The sequence below is a fragment of the Mycobacterium sp. PO1 genome (assembly GCF_017312405.1).
GTDB lineage: Bacteria > Actinomycetota > Actinomycetes > Mycobacteriales > Mycobacteriaceae > Mycobacterium.
Genome location: NZ_BLTG01000014.1, coordinates 97649 through 112390, shown reverse-complemented (window position 1 = coordinate 112390; position 14742 = coordinate 97649). Strand labels below are relative to the sequence as shown.

Here is a 14742-nt window from a genome sequence, read left to right as displayed (position 1 = left end):
CGATTCGTGCGACACCCTCTGGTCTGTCCGTACCATCACCGGCTGCACCACGCCGGTGGGATCACCCTGACCGGCCCTGCCCACCAGCTTGTGGTCACCGACGCCGACGGCCAGGCCCTGACCAACGCCTCGCTGGCGCGCCCACCCACACAGCCGCCACCGGCCGTCGCGCCCTGCACGGGGCCGACCGGCGAACGCGCCGACTGGTGGTGGTACGAACCCTTCCAACCCCAACCACCACCGCGAAACTAGGGCGAGTGGGCGTCAGGGTGAGCGCCTCCCGGGCGCCACCGGCCAGACACAAAAAGCCGACCCCTAGCGCACCGCGCTGACGTAGACGATCTCGCCGAGCGGGTCGGTGTCCTCGGCCACGTCGGGCGGTGTGAGGCCGTGCCGCATGAACAAGTCATAGCGGGGGATTCCAGACACCTGCCAGCCGGTCTCGGTGAGGTACGGCATCACGTGGCTGCGCTCCCCGGAGTACACGAGCTCGGCCATGTCGATGTCGAGACCGTGCTCCCGCAGCGGAGCGGACAGCTCGCGCGCCTTGTCGGCGTCGAAATCGATGATGCCCGGGGCGTATTCAGTGGCCAACGTGCTGCCCGGCGCGGACAGCGCGGTGATCTGATCGAAGAGCCGGTCCTGGGCGTCGGGTGGCAGATAGATCAACAACCCCTCGGCGAGCCAGGCGGCCGGCGCGGAGGGATCGAAGCCGGCCGCGCGCAACGCCGACGGCCAATCCTCACGCAGATCGATCGGGATGGCCCGCCGCTGCGCGGTCGGTCGCGCACCCGCCTCCGCCAGAGTCGCCGACTTGAACTCGATCACCTTCGGTTGGTCCAGCTCGTAGACGACCGTCCCCGTCGGCCACGGCAGCCGGTAGGCGCGTGAGTCCAGCCCCGAAGCCAGAATCACCACCTGACGGATCCCGGCCGCCGTCGAGTCGATGCAATGGTCGTCGAAGAACTTGGTCCGCGAGGCCATCGCGTCGATCATCGCCCGCAACCGCTCCGGTGACGAGTTGGGAATCTGCGACAGGTCCAGGTCGCCATCGAGCATCTTGGTGAAGAAGTCCAGCCCCACCGCCCGCACCAGCGGCGCCGCCCACGGATCGTCGATCAGCGGGTCGTCTGCTGCGCTGGCCATGGCCCGGGCCGCGGCCACCATCGTCGCCGTCGCGCCGACACTGGAGGCCAGATCCCAGGAATCGTCACCGGTGCGTGCCATCCGCGCTCCTATCCCAGCTGCGCCGTCAGGTAACCGGAGTCGCCCGTCAACGCGATCAACTCATCAGCCGGCGGTGCAAACCCGTTGGCCACGTAGGCGTCCGAATTCGGCTGCACCGTCACCGACCATCCTTGCGCACGCAGGTGGTCGGCCGCGGAGTTGCGGGTCCCGGTGTAGAACAGCTCGGTCAGATCGATCGTGCTGCCGAGGCGGCGGCCACGTTCGGTCATCGCCTTGGCCCAGTCACCGGTCAGCGCCTTGGCGTCCATGTGCTCGGTGGCCAACCGGCTGCCCGGCGCCGACAGTTCGGTGACGGCGTCCAGCAGCCGGTCCTGCGCCTCGGGCGGCAGATAGATCAGCAGCCCCTCGGCGATCCACGCCGTGGGCTGGCCGGGATCGAATCCGCCGTCGCGCAGTGCGCGCGGCCAGTCGTCGCGCAGATCGACGCCGACGGTTCGGCGCTCGGCCGCCGGCGTCGCACCGGCGTCGGTGAGCACCTGGGTCTTGAAGTCGATGACGGCGGGCTGATCGATCTCGAACACGACCGTGCCCGCCGGCCAGGCCAACCGGTAGGCGCGGGTGTCCAGACCGGAGGCCAGAATGACGGCCTGCCGGATTCCGGCCGCGCACGCATCGGTGAACAGCTGATCGAAGAACCGGGTGCGCACAGCGATGTGTTCGCACATCTGCCGTGCGCTGAACAACGGGTCGTCGACGTCGAGCTGACCCTCGGCCATCTTGACGAAGTGGGGCAGCCCCACCGCTTTGACCAGGGTGGCCGCGTACGGGTCCTCGATGAGCGGATCGGGCCCCCGGCTGGCCAACGCGCGGGACGCCGCCACCGATGTGGCGGTGGCGCCCACGCTGGACGCCAGATCCCAGCTGTCACCGTCGGTGCGCATCGTCGCAGCCCTACTTCGTCGCCGACACGTAGACGACCTCGGCGAATCCCTCGTCGTCGTCCAGCGGCGCCAGGCCGTAGCGGACCAGCAGATCGTTGGTGGGGGTCGGGTCCACGGTCCACCCGGCCTTGCGCAGGTAGTCGGTGACGTCATTGCGCTCACCGAGGAACACGAGCTCGGAGAAGTCGAGGTCGAAACCCTGGTCGCGCCAGCGGTCGGTGGACTGCTGCATCCGCTCCCGCAGTTCCTGCTCGTCGAGGTCGTGATGCGACGGCACCGCTTCGGCGCCCAGTCGGCTGCCGGGCGCGCTCAGTTCGCCGATCTGGTCGAGCAGGCGGTCCTGCCCATCGGGTGGTAGGTAGCCCAGCAGGCCTTCGGCGATCCAGGCTGTCGGGGCGTTGGCATCGAAGCCGGCGGCGGCCAGGGCGGCCGGCCAGTCCTGACGCAGATCGATGCCGACGGTGCGCAGCTGTGCGGTCGGCTCGGCGCCGAGGCCGGCCAGCGTCGTCGTCTTGAACTCGATCACCTCGGGTTGATCGATCTCGTAGACCACCATGTCCTGCGGCCAACCGAGTCGGTAGGCGCGGGCGTCCAGTCCGGAGGCCAGGATGACGGCCTGGCGGACTCCGGCGGCCGCCGCGTCGGCGAAGAAGTCGTCGAAGAAGCGGGTCCGGGCGGCCATGCCGTCGGCGAACCGGCTCATGCCGACGGGGGAGGAGCCGCCGTCGCCGTCCCCGGCGTCCAGATCGGCGGGGGTCAGTTCACCCGTGGCGAGCCGGGTGAAGAAATCGATACCGACCGCGCGCACCAGGGGCGCGGCGAACGGATCGTCGATGACCGGCTGGTCGGCGCGGCTGGCGACCGCCCGTGCGGCGGCCACCATCGTCGCGGTGGCGCCCACGCTGGAGGCGAGATCCCAGGTGTCGTTGTCAGTACGTGGCATGCCCATCCCTCGAGACGTATTAGTTAGGCGAGTTAATGACTTGCCCCCACTGTACGCGCCGAATCGAGCGTCGAATCGGGCGTCGAATGGGGCTCGGATTCGGGCCAACGGAGATGCAACTGTTAGTCTCGTAGACTGTTTGGACGCGTGACCTGCGCAGGCCAATCGCCTGCCGGTCCCGTCGCGTATACGACTTAACCACGACGCTGGTCACGCCAGCCACGGAGCACGCCGCGATCGTCACTCGGCCGTGCAGGAGGAAAGAGTGCTCTCGGCTTTCATCTCATCACTGCGAACGGTCGACCTGAGGCGAAAGATCCTGTTCACGCTGGGCATCGTCCTTCTCTACCGGGTGGGTGCCTCGGTCCCCTCGCCGGGCGTGAACTACCCCAACGTGCAGCAGTGCATCACCCAGGCCACCGGCGGTGAGTCCGGGCAGATCTATTCGCTGATCAACCTGTTCTCCGGCGGCGCGCTGCTGCAGCTGTCGGTGTTCGCCGTCGGCGTCATGCCGTACATCACCGCCAGCATCATCGTGCAGCTGCTCGGCGTGGTGATCCCGCGCTTCGAACAGCTCCGCAAGGAGGGGCAGGCGGGACAGGCCAAGCTCACGCAGTACACCCGGTATCTGACGATCGCGCTGGCGATCCTGCAGTCCACCAGCGTCGTCGCGCTGGCCGCCAACGGCGGCCTGCTGCAGGGCTGCTCGCTGGACATCATCCAGGGCCAGAGCGAGGGCCTGAACTTCGTCACCCTCGCCACGATGGTCATCGTCATGACCGCCGGCGCGGCGCTGGTGATGTGGATGGGCGAGCTGGTCACCGAGCGCGGCGTCGGCAACGGCATGTCGCTGATGATCTTCGCCAGCATCGCCGCCGCCATCCCCGGTGAGGGCAAGTCCATCCTGGACAGCCGCGGCGGCATGGTTTTCACGCTGGTCTGCATCGCGGCGCTGATCATCATCATCGGTGTGGTCTTCGTCGAGCAGGGCCAGCGCCGGATCCCGGTCCAGTACGCCAAGCGGATGGTGGGCCGGCGCATGTACGGCGGCACGTCGACCTACCTGCCGTTGAAGGTCAACCAGGCCGGCGTCATCCCGGTCATCTTCGCGTCGTCGTTGATCTACATCCCGCACCTGATCACCCAGCTGATCACCAGCGCCAGCGACAACCCCAGCACCGGCTGGTGGCAGTCGTTCGTCGCCGACTACCTGACCAACCCGGCCGATCCGGTCTACATCGCCCTGTACTTCGGCCTGATCGTGTTCTTCACCTACTTCTACGTCTCCATCACGTTCAACCCCGACGAACGTGCTGACGAGATGAAGAAGTACGGCGGGTTCATCCCGGGCATCCGGCCCGGCAAGCCGACCGCGGACTACCTGCGGTTCGTGCTGTCGCGCATCACGCTGCCCGGCTCGATCTACCTGGGCAGCATCGCCGTCCTGCCGAACCTGTTCCTGCAGGTCGGCAACACCGGGTCGGTGCAGAACCTGCCGTTCGGCGGCACTGCGGTGCTGATCATGATCGGCGTCGGCCTGGACACCGTGAAACAAATCGAAAGCCAGCTCATGCAGCGCAACTATGAAGGGTTCCTGAAGTGAGAATCGTGTTGTTGGGACCGCCGGGGGCGGGCAAAGGCACCCAGGCGCAGAAGCTGGCCGAGAAGCTCGAGATCCCACAGATCTCCACCGGCGACCTGTTCCGGTTCAACATCACCAACGGCACCGAGCTGGGTCTGGAGGCGAAGAAGTACCTCGACGCCGGTGACCTGGTGCCGGCCACGTTGACCAATGCGCTGGTCGACGACCGCCTCGACGACGAGGATGCGGCGCAGGGATTCATCCTCGACGGGTTCCCCCGCTCGGTGGAGCAGGCCAAGGCGCTCGACGAGATGCTCGCCAAGCGCAACCTGTCGCTGGACGCCGTCCTGGAGTTCCGGGTCCCCGAGGAAGAACTCGTCACCCGTCTCAAGGGCCGCGGCCGCGCCGACGACACCGAAGACGTCATCCGCAACCGCTTCAAGGTCTACCGCGACGAGACCGCCCCGCTGCTCGACTACTACAGCGACAACCTCGCCACCGTGGACGCCGTCGGTGAGCTCGACGAGGTCTTCGCCCGTGCGCTGAAGGCGCTCGGCCGCTGATCCTGCGTTGATGGTCTCCCTGCCCGGCCTGCGTGGCCGCAAGACGGTGCCCCAGCGAAGCGCCGGTGAGCTCGACGCGATGGCAGCGGCGGGCGCGCTCGTCGCCGCCGCGCTGCGCGCCGTGCACCGGGCCGCTGCGCCCGGCGTGAGCACCCTCGACCTCGACCAGGTGGCCGAGGCGGTGATCCGCGACGGCGGCGGCATCCCGTCGTTCAAGGGCTATCACGGTTTCCCGGCTTCGATCTGCTCGTCGGTCAACGATCGCGTCGTGCACGGCATCCCGTCGGCCACCGAGACACTGGCCGCCGGCGATCTGGTTTCCATCGACTGTGGTGCGATCCTCGACGGCTGGCACGGGGACTCCGCCTTCACCTTCGGGGTCGGTGCGGTCATCCCCGTCGACGACGCGCTGTCGCAGGCGACGCGGGAGTCGATGCAGGCCGGGATCGCGGCCATGGTGCCGGGTAACCGCCTCACCGACGTCTCGCACGCCATCGAGCAGGGCACCCGCGCCGCCGAGAAGCGCCACGACCGGCGGTTCGGGATCGTGGCCGGCTATGGCGGCCACGGCATCGGGCGGGAGATGCACATGGATCCGTTCCTGCCCAACGAGGGTGCGCCCGGCCGGGGCCCCTACCTGGCGGTGGGTTCGGTGCTTGCCATCGAACCGATGCTCACCCTCGGCACCACCAAGACCGTCGTGCTCGAGGACGGCTGGACCGTGGTCACCGCGGACGGCTCGCGCGCCGCGCACTGGGAGCACACCGTCGCCGTCACCGACGACGGGCCGCGCATCCTGACGCAGGCCGTCTGACCACGAGGAACAGCTGTGCCTGCCCGACCGCCGGCCGACGAGGGCGACAAGCCCGACCCGATCGCCGTCGCCCGCACCAACTGGGAGCGCTCCGGATGGGCCGAGGTGGCCGACGGCATGGTCGCGGTGACGTCCGTGATGCGCGCGCACCAGATTCTGCTGGCCCGCGTCGAAACGGCGCTGCGGCCCTATGACCTGAGTTTCTCGCGCTTCGAGTTGCTGCGCTTGCTGGCGTTCAGCCGCACCGGCGCGCTGCCGATCACCAAGGCCTCCGACCGGCTGCAGGTGCACGTCACCAGCGTCACCCACGCGATCCGACGGCTGGAGGCCGACGGCCTGGTCGAGCGGTTGCCGCATCCCACCGACGGACGCACCACCCTGGTGCGGATCACCGAGCTGGGTCGCTCCACCGTCGAGGACGCCACGGTCACGCTCAACGACGACGTGTTCTCCGACATCGGCATGTCCGACGAGGAGTCGCGCGCCCTGGCGGCGTCGATCCAGACGCTGCGCCACAGCGCCGGCGACTTCTGAGCGGGCTGGTCCGCCGCGAGAGTGCACGCTCGGTAGTTGTCCGAGCCGATCTGCGACAGGGAATGCACGTTCGCGGTCAGGGTGTCGCGGGCGGCGATGCCGAGCTGGGCACCGGGATCGTGGCGGTGACCGCGGTGCCCGAGCCGGGCCGTGAGCGGATGTTGAGCCGTCCACCGACGATCTCGGCGCGCTCGGCCATCGACAGCAGCCCATAGCCGCCCATCTCGTCGCTGCCCAGCGGATGCTCCAGGGTGTCGAAGCCGACACCGTCGTCGACGATCTCGAGCCGGGCGACGTCGCCGCTGTCACCGGTGTCGACGGTGAAGGTCAGCCGGGCCTCGGTGGCCCCGGCGTGTTTGACGACGTTCTGCAGACACTCCTGGGCGATGCGGTACAGCGCCAGCTCGATGTGGTCGGGCAGGCGCACGTCGGCGAGGTCGGTGCGGACGTCGACCTGCGGGATGGAGCGCGCCAGGCTGGCCAGCCCGCCGGAGAGCCCCAGGTCGTCCAGCACCGGGGGCCGCAACCCGCTGATCGCGGCGCGGGCCTCCTGCAGCGTGAGCTCGGCGAGCTCACGGGCGCGGTCGAGCTGTTCGGTCAGCGCCGACCGGTCGTCGATCGACTTGGCGGCCTGTGCGGCGGCGTCGAGCCGGTAACTGAGCGTGACCAGCCGCTGGGAGATGCCGTCGTGGATGTCGCCGGCCAGTCGCCGGCGCTCCAGTTCCTGAGCCTCGATGACCTGCTCGACGAAGTTCTCGTGGGCGCGCTCACGGGCGACCAGTTGCCGGTGCAGCCGCGCCTGGTGCATCGCGCCGGCGATGAGCCGGCCGATGACGAGCAGCAGCTCGACGTCGCGGTCACCGAACTCGCGCTGCGCCACGGTGTGCACGTTGAGCACCCCCACCAGCCCGCCGGGGTCGGTCTCCATCGGCACCGACACCATCGACGTGAAGTCCCGGCCGCGCAGCGACTGGAACGGCAGGTACCTCGGATCGGACTCCTTGTCGTCGAGGATCACCACCGGCTCCCGGTGGCTGGCCACCCAGCCCGAGATGCCCTGGCCCAGCGGCAGCCGGATCTTGCCCACCTCGGAGTCGAACGGGGGGGTCGCCCCGGCCAGCGTCAACGACCGCTCGGTGTCGTCGAGGACGTGCACGAAACACACATCGCTGTCGGTGGCGGCGGTGATGATCCGCGCGGCCGCGGCGGCCAGCGGCTCCACCCCGGGGCCGCTGGAGGCAGCCTGGATCAGCTCGCGCAACAGCGCCAGTTCGCGGTCGGCGGCCAGCAGGGGACGCGCGCTCACTGGTAGATGCCTTCCCGCAGCGCCGTGGCGACTGCCCCGGTGCGGTCGCTGACACCGAGCTTGCGGTAGATCGAACTCAGATGCGTCTTGACGGTCTCGTCTCCGATGACCAGCTTGGCCGCGATCGCCCGGTTGGACAGCCCGTTGACGACCAGCGCCAGGATCTCGCTCTCCCGCTGGGTCAAGCCCTGGCGGGCGCCGGGCCAGAACTCCGCGCGCTGGATGCGGGCCGCGGTGTCGACAGCCCTGGCCGCCATCCCCGGGTCGATGGCGGTCTCGCCGCTGTTGACGAACTCGAGCTGACGGACCAGCTCCTCGCTGCTGATGCTCTTGAGCAGATAGCCCGACGCGCCGACCCGCAACGCCTGGAACAGGTACTGCTCGTCGTCGTAGACCGACAGCATGACGACCTTGCGGTCGGGGTCGCGTTCGCGCAGCTGCTGGCACACGTCCAGACCGCTGGACCCCTGCATCCGGACGTCGCAGAGCACGATGTCCGGATCGAGGTCACCCACGACGCTGAGCACCCGCTCGGCGCCGACAGCCTGCCCCACCACGGTCACCCGGCTGTCGAACGCCGCGAGCATCGCCTTGAGCCCCTCGATGACCATCTCGTGGTCATCGACCAGGACGATCCGCACCGGCGGGGCTGAACCCATGGCCATACCTTAAGGCTGCCCGGGGGCGCGCCCGGACAACTTGGCGCGCCGAATCCCCCACATGGGGGAGGCGCGCACTGTGTGATCTGGGACACGATGTTTCTCGTGCAGCCCACACAGCAGAAAGCTTGGCGAGCCGGTCGATTCTGGTGGGATTGGCCCCAGCCCAGCGAAACGACAGTGCAACCACTGCGCGCGATGATCTTCGATCTCGACGCGCTGGCCGACATCGACACCGCGGGTCACCGCGCCGCGTTCAACGCGGCGTTCGACGAATTGAACCTCGGGATCCACTGGTCGGAGGCTCGGTACCGGCAGTTGCTGGTGCTCAGCGACGAACGCCGCCGGGTCGCCGCCGAACTCCGCAAGCGTGGCATCGGCACCGAATGCGACGTGCTGGCGGAGCTGCTGGTCGACGAGGTCTGCGCGACCAAGGAGATGATCCTCGCCGAGACCATTCTCGACGCGGACATCACCGCGCGGCCGGGCATGGTCGACCTGATCACCGAGGCGTTCGGCGCCGGCATCGGCATCGGCATCGTCAGCAGTGGCAACCACGCCTGGGTCGAGCCGTTGGTGCGTCAACTGGTCGGCGACGGAGTCGTGGGTGTGGTGGTCACCGCCGACGACGCGCCGGCCGGCGAACTGTATCGCGCGGCGCTGGCCGAGCTCGGCGTCACCGCATCCGACTCGCTGGCCTTCGTGGCGTCCCCGGCGACTCAGCGCATGTGTACGTTGGCGGGCCTGGCGAGTGTGCTGGTCGCCGACGGCAGCGCGCCCCTGCGGGTCGCCGACTGCCAGCGACTGCGTGACGCGTCGCCGCACGCCCGCCGCCCCTCAGCGGCCTGACGAGATCGTCGAGACTGCGTCAGGTGCGGAGAAGTTCGAGTGGAGCGCGCGGCCAGCGCAGTCTGAACGTCACTCACGTCAGCTGCGCAGCATCTCGATGATCGCGCTGAAGTCCTTGTCGGCGTGCTCGGCGGCGAACTGCTCGTAGATCTCGGCGGCATGACTGCCCAGCGGCGCCGACGAGCCGGAGGACTGCACGGCCGCCATCGCCAGGCCGAGGTCCTTGTTCATCAACGCGGTGGCGAATCCGGGTTTGAAGCCGTTGTTGGCCGGGGACGTCGGAACCGGGCCCGGCACCGGACAGTTCGTGTGCACGGCCCAGCAGTTGCCGGTCGCACCGGTGATGACGTCGAACAGCGACTGCGCGGGCAGGCCCAACTTCTCGGCGAGCACGAAGGCCTCGCCGATCGCGATCTGCTGCACGGCCAGCACCATGTTGTTGCACAACTTGGCGGCCTGCCCGGCGCCCGACGCGCCGCAGTGGATCATCTTGCCCGCCATGGGTTCCAGCACCGGCTTGGCCCGCTCGAACGCCGACTCGTCACCGCCCACCATGAATGCCAGCGTGCCGGCGGTCGCACCCTTGATGCCCCCGGACACCGGGGCGTCGATCTGGGCCAGCCCACGCTCGGTCGCCTGCGCGTTGACGGCGCGGGCGTCGTCGACGGAGATCGTGGACGTATCGATCAGCAGTGCACCGGATGTCGCCGCGGGAACCACCTCGGCGTAGACGCTCTTGACGATGTCGCCGTTGGGCAGGGAGGTGATCACCACGTCGGCGCCGGCGACCGCGTCCGCGGCGGCGTCGAACACGGTGGCCCCCTTGGCCGCGGCGGCCTCTTTCAGCGCGGTCACCGGGTCGAAGCCGTGCACGGTGTGGCCGGCCGAGACCAGATTGGCCGCCATGGGTCCACCCATGTTGCCCAGCCCCAGGAACGCGATCGTCGTCATGTGTTCTCCCGTCGCTTCGTTACGACGCGCGTGCCCGGGCGGCCGCTGACCGTCCGATGACCACCCGCATGATTTCGTTGGTGCCCTCCAGGATGCGGTGCACCCGCAGATCCCGGACGATCTTCTCCAGCCCGTACTCGCGCAGGTAGCCGTACCCGCCGTGCAGTTGCAGTGCCTTGTCGGCGACCTCGAAGCAGGCGTCGGTGACGTGGAGTTTGGCCATCGCGCACAGTTCGACCTTGTCGGGGTGGGAATCGTCGAGGGCCCGGGCGGCGCGCCACAGCATCATCCGCGAGGTCTCCAGCGCTGTTGCCATGTCGGCCAGCGTGAATCGGATGGTCGGCTCGTCGAGCAGCGCGCCGCCGAAGGCCTGCCGGTCGGCCAGATAGGCGGCGGCCTTGTCGTAGGCGGCCTGCGCGCCGCCCAGCGAGCACGCGGCGATGTTGATGCGGCCGCCGTTGAGGCCGTTCATCGCGATGCCGAATCCGGTGCCCTCGCCGTCGGTGCCGCCGAGCATCGCCTCGGCGGGTACGCGGGCCCCTTCCAGGATGACCTGCCGCGTGGGCTGGGCATTCCAGCCCATCTTCTGCTCGTCGGCTCCGAAACTCAGCCCGGGGGTGTCCTTGTCCACCAGGAACGCCGAGATGCCCCGCGGCCCTTCGCCTCCGGTGCGGGCCATCACCAGGTAGACGTCTGAGGAGCCCGCCCCGGAGATGAATTGTTTGACGCCGTCGAGCACGTAGTCCGATCCGGACCGAATCGCCTTGGTGCGCAGGGCGCTTGCATCGGAGCCGGCGCCCGGCTCGGTCAGGCAGTAGCTGGCGATGGCCTCCATCGAGGCCAACCGCGGCACCCAGCTCTTGCGCTGCTCCGGCGTGCCGAACGAATCCACCATCCATGCGCACATGTTGTGGATCGACAGGAAAGCCGACACCGTCGGGTCGGCGGTGGCGAGCTTCTCGAAGATCCGTACCGCGTCGATGCGCCGCAGCCCGCTGCCGCCGACGTCCTCGTGGCAGTAGATGGCCGCCATGCCGAGTTCGGCGGCCTCCCGTAGCGCGTCGGTGGGGAAGTGGTGGCTCTGATCCCAGTCGAGGGCGTGCGGAGCCAGCCGCTTGTCGGCGAACGCGGCCGCCGTTTCGGCGATCACGCGTTCGTCCTCGTCGAGGCCGAAGTAGTCCATCGGTGCGGGTACCTACTTCATGGTGGGGATGACGAACTCAGCCCCGTCTTTGATGCCCGAGGGCCAGCGCGATGTGACGGTCTTGACCTTGGTGTAGAACTGGATCGACGCCGGTCCGTGTTGGTTGAGGTCGCCGAATCCGGAGCGCTTCCAACCGCCGAAGGTGTGGTAGGCCACCGGAACCGGGATGGGTACGTTGACCCCGACCATGCCGACCTGGACGTTGGCCACGAAGTCGCGGGCCGCGTCGCCGTCGCGGGTGAAGATCGCCACCCCGTTGCCGTACTCGTGCTTGCTCGGCAGGCTCAGGGCCTCGTCGTAGTCCTGGGCTCTGACGATGCACAGCACCGGACCGAAGATCTCGTCGGTGTAGATCGACATGTCGGTGGTGACGTGGTCGAACAGGGTGGGCCCGATGAAGTAGCCGCCGGAGAGGTCCTGGTCGTCGAAAGTCAGCTCGTCGGAGCTGCGTTCGCGGCCGTCGACCACCAGGTCGGCACCGGCCTCCACACCTTGGCCGATGTAGTCGCGCACCCGCTTGAGCGCGGCCTCGGTGACCAGCGGTCCGTAGTCGGCCTTGGGGTCCAGGCTGTGCCCGACGCGCAACTGGTTGATGCGCTCCACCAGGCGGTTGCGCAGCCGGTTCGCCGTCTCCTCGCCGACCGGTACCGCCACGCTGATCGCCATGCAACGTTCACCGGCGCTGCCGTAGCCGGCACCGATCAACGCGTCGACAGCCTGATCGAGATCGGCGTCGGGCATCACGATCATGTGGTTCTTGGCGCCCCCGAAACATTGCGAGCGCTTCCCGTTGGCGGCGGCGGTGGAGTAAATGTACTGCGCGATGTCGGAGCTTCCGACGAACCCGACCCCCTGGATGTCGGGGTGGGTGAGAATCGCGTCGACGGCCTCCTTGTCGCCCTGCACGACCTGGAACACCCCGGCGGGCAGACCCGCCTCAAGGAACAGCTCGGCCAGCCGCACCGGCACCGACGGATCGCGCTCGGAAGGCTTGAGGATGAACGCATTGCCGCAGGCCAGTGCCGGGCCGGCCTTCCACAGCGGGATCATCGCCGGGAAGTTGAACGGCGTGATGCCGGCGACCACGCCGAGGGGCTGACGCAGCGAGTAGACGTCGATGCCCGAGCCGGCCCCCTCGGTGTACTCCCCCTTGAGCAGGTGGGGGATGCCGATGGCGAACTCGATGACCTCGATGCCGCGCTGGATGTCGCCCTTGGCGTCCGGGATGGTCTTGCCGTGCTCGAGGCTCAGCAGCTCGGCCAGTTCCTCGGTGTGGGCGTTGACCAGTTCGATGAACTTCATCATCACCCGGGCGCGGCGCTGCGGGTTCCAGGCGGCCCACTCTTTCTGGGCTTCGATCGCCGAGGTGACGGCGGTGTCGACGTCGGCCGCGCTGGCGAGGACGACCTGCGACTGCACCTGGCCGGTGCTGGGGTTCATCACGTCGGCGGTCCGGGTGGATGCCAGCTCGGTGCGCTTGCCGTCGATGAAGTGGGGGATCCGTGTGGTCATGCTCAAACCTTCCGCGTCGATACTTGGATATCCTAGTAATTGGCCGGCGGGGATGGCAAGAGGTTCTCGACGCGGACGGCGCTCAGCGTCCGCGCAGCGCCTCGACGAACGCGCGGGTGTCCTGCCACGTGGGGAGCACACCGCTGGATTCGATGTCGGCGAGGGTGGGCGCCTCGGCGTCCCGGCCCGACAGCGCGAGGTGGTGTTCGATGGGCCACTGGATGCCGATCGCGGGATCGGTGGCCAGGATCGTGTGCTCGCGCGCCGGGGTGTAGGGGGCCGAGCACAGGTACATCACCGTCGAATCGTCCTCCAGCGCAAGGAATCCGTGGGCGAGGCCCTCGGACAGATAGATGCTGCGGCGGCTGCGGTCGTCCAGCAACACGCCGTCCCAGCGCCCGAACGTGGGCGAGCCCAGCCGGATGTCGACGGCGACGTCGAACACCGCCCCGCGCACGCACGTCACGTACTTCGCCTGGCTCGGCGGCAGCTCGGCGAAGTGCAGACCGCGCAGGACACCGGCCGAGGACACCGAGCAGTTGGCCTGTGCGAGCGCGAAGTCGTGTCCGGCGAATTCACGAAACGCCGACTCGGTGAACCACTCGAAGAACGTCCCCCGGGCGTCACCGTGCAGGCGCGGGGTGATCTCCCACGCGCCGGGGACGGCCAACTCGCGCGCGGTCACTGGCCGCGGCCCGCGTAGGTCGCTTCCACGGCGTTCTTCAAAGGCCCCCACCATGATTCGTTGGACTCATACCAGTCGATGGTGGCGCGCAGCCCCTGCTCGAAGTCGGTGTGGCCGGGCCGCCAGCCGAGTTCCTGATACAGGGCCGACGGGTCGATGGCGTAGCGCAGGTCATGCCCGGCGCGATCGGTGACGTGATCGAAGTCGTCCTCGGAGCGGCCCATCAACCGCAGAATCGTGCGCATCACGGTCAGATTGTCGCGCTCGCCCTCGGCGCCGATGAGGTAGGTGCGTCCGAGGGTGCCGTCGGTGAGGATGCGCCACACGGCGCTGTTGTGGTCCTCGACGTGGATCCAGTCCCGCACGTTGGCGCCGCGCCCGTAGAGCTTGGGGCGCCGCCCGGTCAGGATGTTGGTGATCTGGCGCGGGATGAACTTCTCGACGTGCTGGTACGGGCCGTAGTTGTTCGAACAGTTCGAGATCGTCGCAGCCACCCCGTAGGACCGCACCCAGGCCCGCACCAGCAGGTCGGCGGCCGCCTTCGTCGACGAATAGGGGCTGGACGGCTGATACGGCGTGGACTCGGTGAACCGGTCCGGCGCATCGAGCGGCAGGTCCCCGTACACCTCGTCGGTCGAGACGTGATGCAGGCGCACGCCGTGGCTGCGCACCGCTTCGAGAACGGTGAACGTTCCCACGACGTTGGTGTGTACGAACGGTGCGGGGTCGGCCAGCGCGTTGTCGACGTGCGTCTCGGCGGCGAAGTGCACGACGGCGTCGGCGTCGGACACCAGGCTGGTCACCAGGGCGGCGTCGGTGACGTCGCCCTCGATCAACCTGACCTGGTGCGCCACCGGCGCCAGCGACTCCCGGCTGCCGGCATAGGTGAGCGAATCGAGCACGCTGACCTGCACGTCCGGGCGCTCACGCACGGTCGCGTGGACGAAGTTGGCACCGATGAACCCGGCGCCGCCGGTGACCAGCAACCGCATAGCCCGCAAGCGTAGCGGC

General features: G+C 68.6%; 15 protein-coding genes and 1 pseudogene. 6 read left to right on the top strand and 10 right to left on the bottom strand.

Annotated elements, in window-relative coordinates:
• Positions 1 to 252 (top strand): annotated as a pseudogene (locus J3476_RS06255) (hypothetical protein); the annotation flags it as partial.
• Between the two features lie 63 nt (positions 253 to 315).
• Here the strand turns inward: J3476_RS06255 and J3476_RS06250 are convergent.
• From J3476_RS06250 to J3476_RS06240, 3 genes are read right to left on the bottom strand one after another with little or no spacing between them, the layout of a single operon-like run.
• Positions 316 to 1227 carry a class I SAM-dependent methyltransferase gene (locus tag J3476_RS06250; protein ID WP_207065627.1) on the bottom strand — a complete coding sequence of 304 codons (912 nt, stop codon included), beginning with the start codon at positions 1225 to 1227 and terminating at the stop codon, positions 316 to 318.
• An 8-nt stretch (positions 1228 to 1235) separates the two neighbouring features.
• Positions 1236 to 2129: a class I SAM-dependent methyltransferase gene (locus tag J3476_RS06245; RefSeq protein ID WP_207065626.1), complete on the bottom strand. Its 894-nt coding sequence runs from the start codon at positions 2127 to 2129 to the stop codon at positions 1236 to 1238.
• Positions 2130 to 2139: 10 nt separating this feature from the next.
• On the bottom strand, positions 2140 to 3072 hold the full coding sequence (locus J3476_RS06240) for a class I SAM-dependent methyltransferase (RefSeq protein WP_207065625.1): 933 nt from the start codon (positions 3070 to 3072) through the stop codon (positions 2140 to 2142).
• Between the two features lie 265 nt (positions 3073 to 3337).
• On the opposite strand from J3476_RS06240, the gene secY reads away from it, so the two are divergent.
• From secY to J3476_RS06220, 4 genes are read left to right on the top strand one after another with little or no spacing between them, the layout of a single operon-like run.
• Positions 3338 to 4675, top strand: a complete 1338-nt coding sequence (gene secY, locus J3476_RS06235) for a preprotein translocase subunit SecY (protein WP_163673202.1) — start codon at positions 3338 to 3340, stop codon at positions 4673 to 4675.
• A complete protein-coding gene (locus J3476_RS06230) occupies positions 4672 to 5217 on the top strand; it encodes an adenylate kinase (RefSeq protein WP_207065624.1) in 546 nt (181 codons plus the stop codon). The genes secY and J3476_RS06230 overlap by 4 nt, the downstream gene beginning before the upstream one ends.
• Positions 5218 to 5227: 10 nt before the next feature.
• Positions 5228 to 6031 (top strand): type I methionyl aminopeptidase, encoded by an 804-nt coding sequence (gene map / locus J3476_RS06225; RefSeq protein WP_207065623.1) that lies wholly within the window; start codon positions 5228 to 5230, stop codon positions 6029 to 6031.
• 15 nt (positions 6032 to 6046) lie between these two features.
• Complete coding sequence (locus tag J3476_RS06220; RefSeq protein WP_207065622.1) at positions 6047 to 6565, top strand: MarR family transcriptional regulator; 519 nt, start codon at positions 6047 to 6049, stop codon at positions 6563 to 6565.
• Positions 6566 to 6641: 76 nt separating this feature from the next.
• On the opposite strand, the gene J3476_RS06215 is transcribed toward J3476_RS06220, so the two are convergent.
• Both J3476_RS06215 and J3476_RS06210 read right to left on the bottom strand, forming a co-directional pair.
• A complete protein-coding gene (locus J3476_RS06215) occupies positions 6642 to 7871 on the bottom strand; it encodes a GAF domain-containing sensor histidine kinase (RefSeq protein WP_207065621.1) in 1230 nt (409 codons plus the stop codon).
• Positions 7868 to 8530, bottom strand: coding sequence for a response regulator transcription factor (locus J3476_RS06210; protein ID WP_152515741.1), 663 nt, complete (start codon positions 8528 to 8530; stop codon positions 7868 to 7870). Before J3476_RS06210 ends, J3476_RS06215 begins: the two co-directional genes overlap by 4 nt.
• 96 nt (positions 8531 to 8626) lie before the next feature.
• Between J3476_RS06210 and J3476_RS06205 the strand changes: the two genes are divergently transcribed.
• On the top strand, positions 8627 to 9379 hold the full coding sequence (locus J3476_RS06205; protein WP_207065642.1) for an HAD family hydrolase: 753 nt from the start codon (positions 8627 to 8629) through the stop codon (positions 9377 to 9379).
• Positions 9380 to 9457: 78 nt separating this feature from the next.
• On the opposite strand, the gene mmsB is transcribed toward J3476_RS06205, so the two are convergent.
• The 5 genes from mmsB to rfbB all read right to left on the bottom strand — a co-directional run bounded on the left by mmsB (position 9458) and on the right by rfbB (position 14723).
• Positions 9458 to 10330, bottom strand: a complete 873-nt coding sequence (mmsB, locus tag J3476_RS06200) for a 3-hydroxyisobutyrate dehydrogenase (protein ID WP_207065620.1) — start codon at positions 10328 to 10330, stop codon at positions 9458 to 9460.
• A 19-nt stretch (positions 10331 to 10349) separates the two neighbouring features.
• Positions 10350 to 11513: an acyl-CoA dehydrogenase family protein gene (locus tag J3476_RS06195; protein ID WP_207065619.1), complete on the bottom strand. Its 1164-nt coding sequence runs from the start codon at positions 11511 to 11513 to the stop codon at positions 10350 to 10352.
• Positions 11514 to 11525: 12 nt separating this feature from the next.
• Positions 11526 to 13046 carry a CoA-acylating methylmalonate-semialdehyde dehydrogenase gene (locus tag J3476_RS06190; RefSeq protein WP_207065618.1) on the bottom strand — a complete coding sequence of 507 codons (1521 nt, stop codon included), beginning with the start codon at positions 13044 to 13046 and terminating at the stop codon, positions 11526 to 11528.
• Between the two features lie 82 nt (positions 13047 to 13128).
• Positions 13129 to 13731: a dTDP-4-dehydrorhamnose 3,5-epimerase gene (gene rfbC / locus J3476_RS06185; protein ID WP_286182651.1), complete on the bottom strand. Its 603-nt coding sequence runs from the start codon at positions 13729 to 13731 to the stop codon at positions 13129 to 13131.
• Entirely contained in the window at positions 13728 to 14723 is a 996-nt protein-coding gene (gene rfbB, locus J3476_RS06180) for a dTDP-glucose 4,6-dehydratase (RefSeq protein WP_207065616.1), read from the bottom strand. The genes rfbC and rfbB overlap by 4 nt, the downstream gene beginning before the upstream one ends.
• Positions 14724 to 14742: the final 19 nt, after the last annotated feature.

Excerpts from the sequence above, each read along its gene's own strand:
- J3476_RS06240 (WP_207065625.1), bottom strand. The coding sequence starts at position 3,072 with ATGCCACGTACTGACAACGACACCTGGGATCTCGCCTCCAGCGTGGGC.
- J3476_RS06190 (WP_207065618.1), bottom strand. The coding sequence starts at position 13,046 with ATGACCACACGGATCCCCCACTTCATCGACGGCAAGCGCACCGAGCTG.
- rfbB (WP_207065616.1), bottom strand. The coding sequence starts at position 14,723 with ATGCGGTTGCTGGTCACCGGCGGCGCCGGGTTCATCGGTGCCAACTTC.
- J3476_RS06205 (WP_207065642.1), top strand. The coding sequence starts at position 8,627 with ATGTTTCTCGTGCAGCCCACACAGCAGAAAGCTTGGCGAGCCGGTCGA.
- mmsB (WP_207065620.1), bottom strand. The coding sequence starts at position 10,330 with ATGACGACGATCGCGTTCCTGGGGCTGGGCAACATGGGTGGACCCATG.
- J3476_RS06250 (WP_207065627.1), bottom strand. The coding sequence starts at position 1,227 with ATGGCACGCACCGGTGACGATTCCTGGGATCTGGCCTCCAGTGTCGGC.
- J3476_RS06195 (WP_207065619.1), bottom strand. The coding sequence starts at position 11,513 with ATGGACTACTTCGGCCTCGACGAGGACGAACGCGTGATCGCCGAAACG.
- map (WP_207065623.1), top strand. The coding sequence starts at position 5,228 with ATGGTCTCCCTGCCCGGCCTGCGTGGCCGCAAGACGGTGCCCCAGCGA.
- J3476_RS06210 (WP_152515741.1), bottom strand. The coding sequence starts at position 8,530 with ATGGGTTCAGCCCCGCCGGTGCGGATCGTCCTGGTCGATGACCACGAG.
- J3476_RS06245 (WP_207065626.1), bottom strand. The coding sequence starts at position 2,129 with ATGCGCACCGACGGTGACAGCTGGGATCTGGCGTCCAGCGTGGGCGCC.